This window comes from Protofrankia sp. Cr2, assembly GCF_963555885.1.
GTDB lineage: Bacteria > Actinomycetota > Actinomycetes > Frankiales > Frankiaceae > Protofrankia.
In genome coordinates this window covers 21660-29946 of record NZ_CAUVXG010000030.1, presented here as the reverse complement: position 1 = coordinate 29946, position 8287 = coordinate 21660, and the positions used below count along the sequence as shown (strand labels likewise).

The 8287-nt window shown below is 70.6% G+C and carries 4 protein-coding genes; all 4 read left to right on the top strand.

Going from position 1 to position 8287, the window contains the following annotated elements; translation table 11 throughout:
• Positions 1-37 precede the first annotated feature (37 nt).
• The 4 genes from U9978_RS14735 to U9978_RS14720 all read left to right on the top strand — a co-directional run bounded on the left by U9978_RS14735 (position 38) and on the right by U9978_RS14720 (position 8272).
• Positions 38-1237: an acetoin utilization protein AcuC gene (locus tag U9978_RS14735; protein ID WP_416210975.1), complete on the top strand. Its 1200-nt coding sequence runs from the start codon at positions 38-40 to the stop codon at positions 1235-1237.
• Positions 1234-3999 (top strand): GNAT family N-acetyltransferase, encoded by a 2766-nt coding sequence (locus U9978_RS14730; protein ID WP_322761692.1) that lies wholly within the window; start codon positions 1234-1236, stop codon positions 3997-3999. Before U9978_RS14735 ends, U9978_RS14730 begins: the two co-directional genes overlap by 4 nt.
• A 90-nt stretch (positions 4000-4089) precedes the next feature.
• Positions 4090-7308 carry a SpoIIE family protein phosphatase gene (locus U9978_RS14725; RefSeq protein ID WP_322761691.1) on the top strand — a complete coding sequence of 1073 codons (3219 nt, stop codon included), beginning with the start codon at positions 4090-4092 and terminating at the stop codon, positions 7306-7308.
• A 112-nt stretch (positions 7309-7420) separates the two neighbouring features.
• Entirely contained in the window at positions 7421-8272 is an 852-nt protein-coding gene (locus U9978_RS14720; RefSeq protein WP_322761690.1) for an ABC transporter ATP-binding protein, read from the top strand.
• The last annotated feature ends 15 nt before the right edge of the window (positions 8273-8287 follow it).

The window sequence follows — 8287 nt, the reverse complement described above, 5'->3', positions numbered from 1 at the left end:
TTTCGCTGACGGTGGTGGGTCCGGGTCGACCTTGGTCGTGTGGGACGGTGACCTGGCCGCCTACGGTTTCGGGCGCACCCACCCGTTGAACCCCGTCCGGCTTGAACTGACCATGGACCTGGCCGCGCGTACCGGGGTTCTGGACGGCCCCAATGTGGCGGTCCAGCCGGGCTGGCTCGCAACGGATGACCTGATCGAGCTTGTACACGACCCCGCTTACCTCCAGGCGGTGCGTCGGGCCCCGCAGTACGCCTCGCGTGGCTTGGCGGCCATGTTCGGCCTGGGAACGCCGGACAATCCCGTCTTCGAGTCCATGCACACCGCTGCCGCCCGCATCACCGGGGCGACCCTGGCAGCGGCCGAAGGTGTGTGGACGGGACGTCACGGCCACGCGGTGGCTCCTGCCGGCGGGCTGCACCACGCGATGCGGGTTGCTGCCAGCGGGTTCTGCGTCTACAACGACCCGGCGGTGGCGATCGCCTGGTTGCTGCGTAACGGCGCCGCCCGGGTGGCCTATGTCGATGTGGACGTTCACCACGGGGATGGCGTCCAGGCCGCGTTCTACGATGATCCGCGGGTATTGACGATCTCGCTGCACCAGTCCGGCCGGACCCTGTTTCCCGGAACCGGTTTCCCGGACGAATCCGGGGTGGGGGAGGCGTGTGGCATGTCGGTCAACGTGGCGTTGCCGCCCCGTACCGGTGACGCCGGCTGGCTGCGGGCGTTCAGCGGCGTGGTACCGGTGCTGCTGCGTGCGTTCGCCCCTGAGATCCTGGTCACCCAGCACGGATGTGACACTCATTTCCTCGATCCGCTCGGGGATCTGACACTGTCGGTCGAGGGACAGCGTGCGTCCTACCAGTCCCTGCACGATCTGGCACATGAAGTGTGCGGTGGACGATGGGTTGCCTGTGGTGGTGGCGGCTACGCGCTCGCGTCGGTGGTGCCGCGCGCATGGACCCACCTGTTGGCCATCGCCGGTCATGTGCCGTTGGACTGCTCGCGACCGGTGCCGGACGACTGGCGCCACGCCGCCGACGCCCGAGTTCGTGCGGCGACTGGTGCGGCGCTCACCGGCGGTTCCGTACCCGAACGCTTCGGTGACGGCGTCGACATCGCCTTTCATCCCTGGGACGCCGGGGAGGGCGATCCGGATGACCCGCTGGACCGCGCGGTGGCGGCCACTCGGCGAGAGATCCTTCCGTTGCACGGTCTCGACCCCCTCGTTGACAGATGAGTGACACGGCGAGGTGGGATGCGGACGTCATCCTCGCTGACGGGGGTACCGCCCGGCTGCGTCGGGTCGTTCCCGGTGACGGTGATCGGCTGCGTGCTTTCTGGGGCCGGCTGTCGACGCGCACCATCTACTTCCGCTACTTCAGCGCGCGTGGGCCGCTCACCGACACCGACATTCGGCGGATGACCGTTGTCGACCAGTGGGTGCGGGGAGCGTTGGTGACCCTCATCGGCGACGAGATCGTGGCCATCGCCCACTGGGAGGGCACACCGGCGGCGTCGTCGGATGCCGAGCATGACCAGCTGGACTCGGACGGGCCGTCCCCGGCGGGCGCGCGTCCGGCGCCGACTGCTGAGGTCGCCTTTCTCGTGGAGGACGCGCATCAGGGACGCGGCCTGGGATCGGTCCTGCTGGAACATCTGGCGGCCGCGGCTGCCGAACGCGGGATCCGCCGTTTCGACGCCGACGTGCTCGGCGAGAACCGCCAGATGATCGGAGTCTTCCTGGACGCCGGGTACACCGTGTCGCGAACGTGGGACAGCGGTGCGGTCCGGATGTCGTTCGAGATCGCGCCGACGCAGACCTCGGTGGACGTCATGCGTGCCCGCGAACACCACGCGGAGGCCGCGTCGATCGTCCGGCTGATGCACCCCCGCTCTGTCGCGGTGATCGGGGCTTCCCGGGATCGCAACGCGGTCGGCCAGATCGTCTTCCGACATCTGCTGGCCGGTGGGTTCGCCGGCCCGGTATACCCCGTCAACCCCGCCGCGGCCGACGTTCCGGGCGCGGTCGCGTCCGTGCGGGCGGTCGCCTCGGTAAGCGACATCGACGGCCCGGTGGACCTGGCCGTGGTGTGCGTGCCGCCGCGTAACGTGCCCGAGGTCCTGGACCAGTGTGGCCGCAAAGGCGTACGCGGCCTGGTGATGCTCACCGATCTCGGCGACTACCAGGCGGAGATCGAGGTCACGGCCGCGGCCCGTGCGTTCGGTATGCGCCTGGTGGGCCCGGCGAGCCTTGGCATCCAGAATCTCGCCACCGGGCTGAACGCGTCGTTGGCAGGCCGGATGCCCGCGCCCGGACGGGTCGGCTGCTACTCACAGTCCGGACCGCTCGGCGCGGCGCTGCTGGAGGCGGCCGCCGCCCGCGGGGTCGGTCTGTCGAGTTTCGTCTCGGCCGGTGACCGGGTCGACGTCAGCGGTAATGATCTTCTGCAGTTCTGGGAGGAGGATCCGGCCACCGACGTGGTCTTCATGCACGTCGAGACCTTCGGGAACCCACGGAAGTTCGCCCGGCTCGCCCGCCGGGTCGGCCGGCGCACGCCGGTGGTCGTGGTGACCAGCGGCCGCTCGACCCTGGATGACGCGTTACTGCGTCAGACCGGAGTGATCAGGGTTGACCGGATCTCCCAGGGTTTCGACGTCGCGATGCTGTTGACCTCCCAGCCACTGCCGGCCGGCCGGCGGGTCGCGGTCGTCGGTGACTCCCGGGCATTGGTCTGGCTGACCTGCCAGGCGGCGGAGGCATCCGGCCTCGCGGTGGAGCGGATCCTGCTGCCGGGCGGCACCCCGCCCGAGGCGTTCACCGAGGTTCTCATCGACGCCGCCGGTCGTGCGGACGCTCTGATCGCGACGGTGGTCCGCCTGGCGCCGGCGCAACCCGGTCCGGTCGCCAGGGCCGTCGCCGCGGCCGCCAGGGTCGTCGACGTGCCCGTTCTTGCGACGGTTCTGGGCACCGAGGTACCACCGGACCTCGCTGGTGTGCCGGGCTATCCGTCACCGGAGGGCGCCGTGGCGGCGCTGGTGCGGGCCGTGTCATACGCCGAGTGGCGCGCGGAACCGACCGGTTCGGTACCCGAGCTCACCCGGCGGGCCAAGGAGGCCCGGACGCTGCTCGCAGGCTGTTCCGGTCCGATCGACGAGACCCGGGCGGCCGATCTGCTCGACTGCTACGGCATCGACGTCCAGCCGTTCATCACCGTCACCTCCGCCGATGAGGCGGTGCTGGCCGCGGAGCGGCTCGGATGGCCGGTGGCCCTCAAAGCGCGCGCCCGTCCGTATCGACACCGCCCCGAGCTCGGTGGGCAACGGCTCGACCTGTCCGGTCCGGCGGCGTTGCGGGCGGCCTGGTCGGCGATGCTCACCCGACTCGGTGACGTGCAGGGTGATGACGTGCAGGGTGATGACGTGCAGGGTGATGCCGCGCAGCTCGCCACGAGTGGGTCCTTCGCGGTGCAGCGGATGGCCCCGGCGGGTGTTGCGGTGGTGATCGGTTCTCTGGAGCATCCGCGATACGGGCCGCTGGTGTCCTTCGGGTTGGCGGGACCGGCCACGGATCTGCTCGGGGACCGTGCCCACCACGTCCTGCCGCTCACCGACTCCGATGCGGCGCGGTTGGTGCGGTCGGTGCGGGCCGCCCCGCTGCTGTTCGGTTACCGAGGCGCGGAGACGGTCGACGTGGCCGCCCTCGAGCTTCTGCTCATGCGGGTCGCACGGCTCGCGGACGACCTGCCGGAGGTGGCATCGCTCACGCTGAACCCGGTGATTGTCTCGAAGTCGTCGCTTACCGTGCTCTCGGCTGAGGTCGTCGTGGGCCGCGGCCTGCCCCGCGTGGACGCCGGGCCGCGCAAACTGTGGGCACCCGCGCCGAAGCACGGACCCGATCAGGTCCATGGACACGTCAGTGATCAGGTATTGGAAGTGATCAGCTCCTCACTCGATGTTGCGGACGCTTCGGGCCCGGGGTCGGCTCCCGGCGCGGTGTGACCATGAACGGTCGGCAACCGGAGGATGGCCGGAAATGTCAGGGGTAGTGCATTGAGCACAACGTTGCCCCACCGTCCACAATCTTTTCCCATGACGACGCCGTTCCCTGAGGAGCCGCCCGGACCTCCGTCGGCCGGGTTGACGGGTGATCAGGCCGGCGAGAACGGCGATGGCGCTGATGGCGCTGATGGCGCTGACACAACCGGCAACGGTGCTGCGGGGATCCACGGACTCGATGCGGTGGCTACCGGCGAGGGTGCGACCATCGATCTACTGACGGCGCTTGTCGCCCGGGCTCCGGTCGGTCTCGCCCTCTATGACACCGCGGGGCGCCATCTGCAGGTCAACGACGTCCTGGCCAGGCTGAACGGCCGTCCCGCCGCGGACCACATCGGTCGCACCATGGCGGAGCTCCTGGGTGACGTCGGCCATGAGATGCACCAACTGCTGCAGCGTGTGGTCGCCACCGGTGAGCCTGTGGTGGATCTGGAGGTCAGTGTCGCGACCGGCGGCCGGCAACCGCGCCAGACCTGGACCGTCAGCTGGTATCCGGCAATGGACGTCCGGGGCGTGCTGCTCGGAGTAGTCCTGGTCGCCACGGATGTCACCGCGCTGCGCGATGCCCGCGGCGAGCTGGCTCGGGGCGAGGCCCGGTGCCGGGCGTTGGCCGAGGCCGCAGCCGCAGACGCGGACGCCTTCCACACGGATGCTCAGGGCGGCCTGGATGTCGACCTGCCGCGGTGGCGTGCGATCACGGGTCAGCGACGGTCGGAGATCACCGGGTTCGGCTGGCTTGACGCGGTGCATGTGCAGGACCGTGACCGGGTCGCGCGGGCCTGGCGGCAGGCGGTCGAGCGGCGCAGCGCCTTCGACGCGGAGTTCCGGCTCGTCGACTCGGTCGGCTCGGATCGCGTCCTCGCCCTGCGGCTCCTGCCCGTCACCGGAGATGATCGCCCGGTCGAATGGATCGGTACGGCTCGTGACATCACCGAGGTGCGCGCTGCCGAGGCGGTCCACAGCGCGCTGGCAGCGCGCGCGCAGAGCGCGGCCGAACAGACTGAGCGCCTTCGGTTCGTCACCGCTGCGCTCTCGCGCGCGGTGACCGTCGACGAGGTGGCAGCCGTCGTGCTCGACGCCGGGCGCCAGGCGCTGGGCGCCTCCGGGCGGGGGGTGGCGCTGGTCGACCAGAATAGCGACCGCCTGCGTTTTCGGTCCCTTCTCGGTTATCCGCAACGGTTCGTCAGCAGCTGGTCCGACATCAACCTGGGTGCGGTTCACCCGGTGCCGGAGGCCATTCGGGGCGGTCGGGCGCTGTTCCTGTCCGGCCGGGCGGAACTGGCCGGGCGCTGGCCCGTGCCAGAACTGGTAGCGAGCGTGACCGACGCCGATGAGCAGGCGTGGGCGATCCTTCCACTGGCCACAGCGGACGCCCCGTTCGGCGCACTGCTCTTCGGTTTCCACGCGCCGCACGAGTTCTCGCCGGAGGACCGCACCTACCTGACCGCACTCGCCGACCAGTGCGCCCAGGCGCTTGAGCGCGCCACGCTGTTCGAGCGCGTTCTCGCCGAGGCGGCGTCGAGCCGCCGGGCGGAGGAGATGGCGCGGACCGCCGAGGCCGCCGCGCGTGAGGCCGGCCGCCGCTTGGAGCTCCTGGCCCGCGCGACCGGTGCGGTCGCGAGCGCGCTGGAGCCGGAACGGGCGCTGCGGGCGCTCACCGATGTCGTCGTCGGCGAACTCGCCGACTCCTGCGCGGTCTACCTGGTCGAGTCCGGCCGAACCCGCCAGGGCGGCGAGGCCGGCGAGGCCGGCGAGACCGCTGCGGCGCCCGAGGCGCCGGTTCTGCGGCGGGCCGTCGCCTCTGTTCGTCCCGGCCTCACCCAGTTGCCGATGCCCCGGGCGCGGATCGGCCCGTGGCCGCAGGCCAGCCCGGTCCACCTCGCCGCACTCACCGGGCGTAGTCACATTGCACCGCTGGACGGTGCATCGTGGTTGTCATCCACGGAAATGGCCCGCTGGATGCGACACGTGGGGGCGCACACTCTCGCCGCTGTGCCCTTGATCCTGCGCGGTCAGGTGGCCGGTGTGGTCAGTCTCATGGCAGCCGGAGACCGCGCGCCGTTCACCGGGGCGGACGTCGCGTTCCTGGAGGAACTCGCCGCGCGCGCCGCGGTCGCGGTCGAACACGCCGAGCTCTACCGCCGGAGCAGGGACACCGCGCTGACGCTGCAACGCAGTCTCCTGCCGCTGGCCGTGGTCGAGCCCGAAGGATTGGAGATCGCAGCCCGCTACGTGCCGGGCGTCGCCGACACGGAGGTCGGTGGTGACTGGTTCGATGTCATCGACCTCGGCGCGGGTCGGGTGGGGCTGGTCATCGGCGATGTCATGGGCCGAGGGGTCCGGGCGGCGGCGATCATGGGCCAGCTGCGAACCGCGGTGCGTACCTGCGCGCGCCTCGAGCTGTCGCCGTACGAGGTGCTGACGCTTCTGGACAGCGTGGTCTGCGAGATCGACGAAGGTCAGATCGCGACCTGTATTTACGGGGTCGTCGAGCCGCACACCGGCCTGCTGACGCTGGCCAACGCGGGCCATCCGCCGCCTCTGGTCGTGGCGCCGGACGGGCTGGTGTCGCGGCTCTACATGGAGGTCGGCACTCCGCTGGGCCTCGGTCGCGGCGACGTCAAGGAGTACACCGTCCGGCTGCACCGGGGTGCGTTGTTGGTGCTGTTCACCGATGGGCTGGTGGAGAGCCGTGAGCGCGACATCGACGCCGGGGTCTCAGATCTGGCCGCGGTGCTCTCCCGCCAGAACGGATCGCTGAGCCGGCGTGCGGATCATGCGCTTGCGGCGCTGGGGCGGGACGAGGGCCACGACGATGATGTGGCGCTGCTGCTGGTCGGACTTCCCGACACCGACTCCAGCGGGGCGACCCGCTTCGCCGAGATTGCTGTGCCCGCGGGGCCGGCCGGGCTCGGCGAAGCCCGTGGGCGTGCCCGCGCCCTGCTGACGGGCTGGTTGGTCGAGGCCGACATCGTCGATTCGGTGGTGCTGCTGATGTCGGAGCTCGTCACCAACGCCCTGGTGCACGGCCGCTCCCCGTTGTCCGCGCGATTGCGCCGGACCGGATCGAGAGTGATCGTGGAGGTCGCGGACGGTGATCCGCGGATGCCTCGACGGCGGCACGCGGACGTCGACGACGAGGGCGGCCGCGGTCTTGAGCTGGTGTCCCTGATCGCCTCCAGATGGGGGACCCGGTCGGCTGGCGCAGGCAAGGTCGTCTGGGCGGAGATCGCCGCGCCGCTGGTGCCGTGAGCGGTTGCCGACGCCATTGGCTTGTGGATCCACCGAGAGGTGGGTCACCATCCATGGGGGCGCGGCGGCCCGGTCTGCGCTGTGCCGTGACGGGTCGCGTAACGTGAGGTCCGTGGCGGATGTGGTGTTGCGCCTGGATGCGGTAACCGTTGTACGGGATGGTGCGTCGCTGCTTTCCGACATCCACTGGACGGTCGCGGACGGTGAGCGCTGGGTCATTCTCGGGCCGAACGGCGCCGGGAAGACAACCCTGCTTCAGGTGGCGGCGAGTCGGATTTTCCCCACTCGGGGAACGGTGGACCTACTCGGCAGTCGGCTTGGCGAGCGTGATGTCTTCGACGTCCGCAGCCGCGTGGGTCTGACGAGCTCCGCCGTGGCTGACGTCCTGCCCGCGGGCGAACGTGTTGTCGACGTGGTCATGACCGCGGCCTGGAACGTGGTCGGACGCGCCGGGGAAAAGTACGGCGACGACGACCTGGACCGGGCGCGAGAGCTACTCGTCCAGGTCGGGTGCAGGAATCTTCTCGAGCGGCGATACGGCACTTTGTCCGAAGGGGAGCGCAAACGCGTCCAGATCGCGCGTGCGCTGATGACGGACCCCGAGCTACTCCTGCTGGACGAACCGGCGGCTGGGCTCGATCTGGGCGCCCGTGAGGCCCTACTCAGACGCCTCACCCGGTTGGTCGCCGATCCCCGCTCGCCCGTGACGGTCATAGTCAGCCACCACGTCGAGGAGATTCCGCCGGGCATCACGCACGCGCTGCTGCTGCGTGCCGGCAAAGTGGTGGCGGCTGGGGACGTCGAGGCGGTCCTGACCGGGCCGGGGCTCTCTGCGTGTTTTGGTATTCCCCTTGATGTCGTGGCCGGTGGCGGTCGGTTCGCCGCGCGGTTGGCGCCCGCCTTCGACGGTCCGGCACGCAGGTCGGCCCCGGCCCCGGCCCGGCCGCGGGGCGCCCGAGTCTGATCCGCCTGGCCTAGA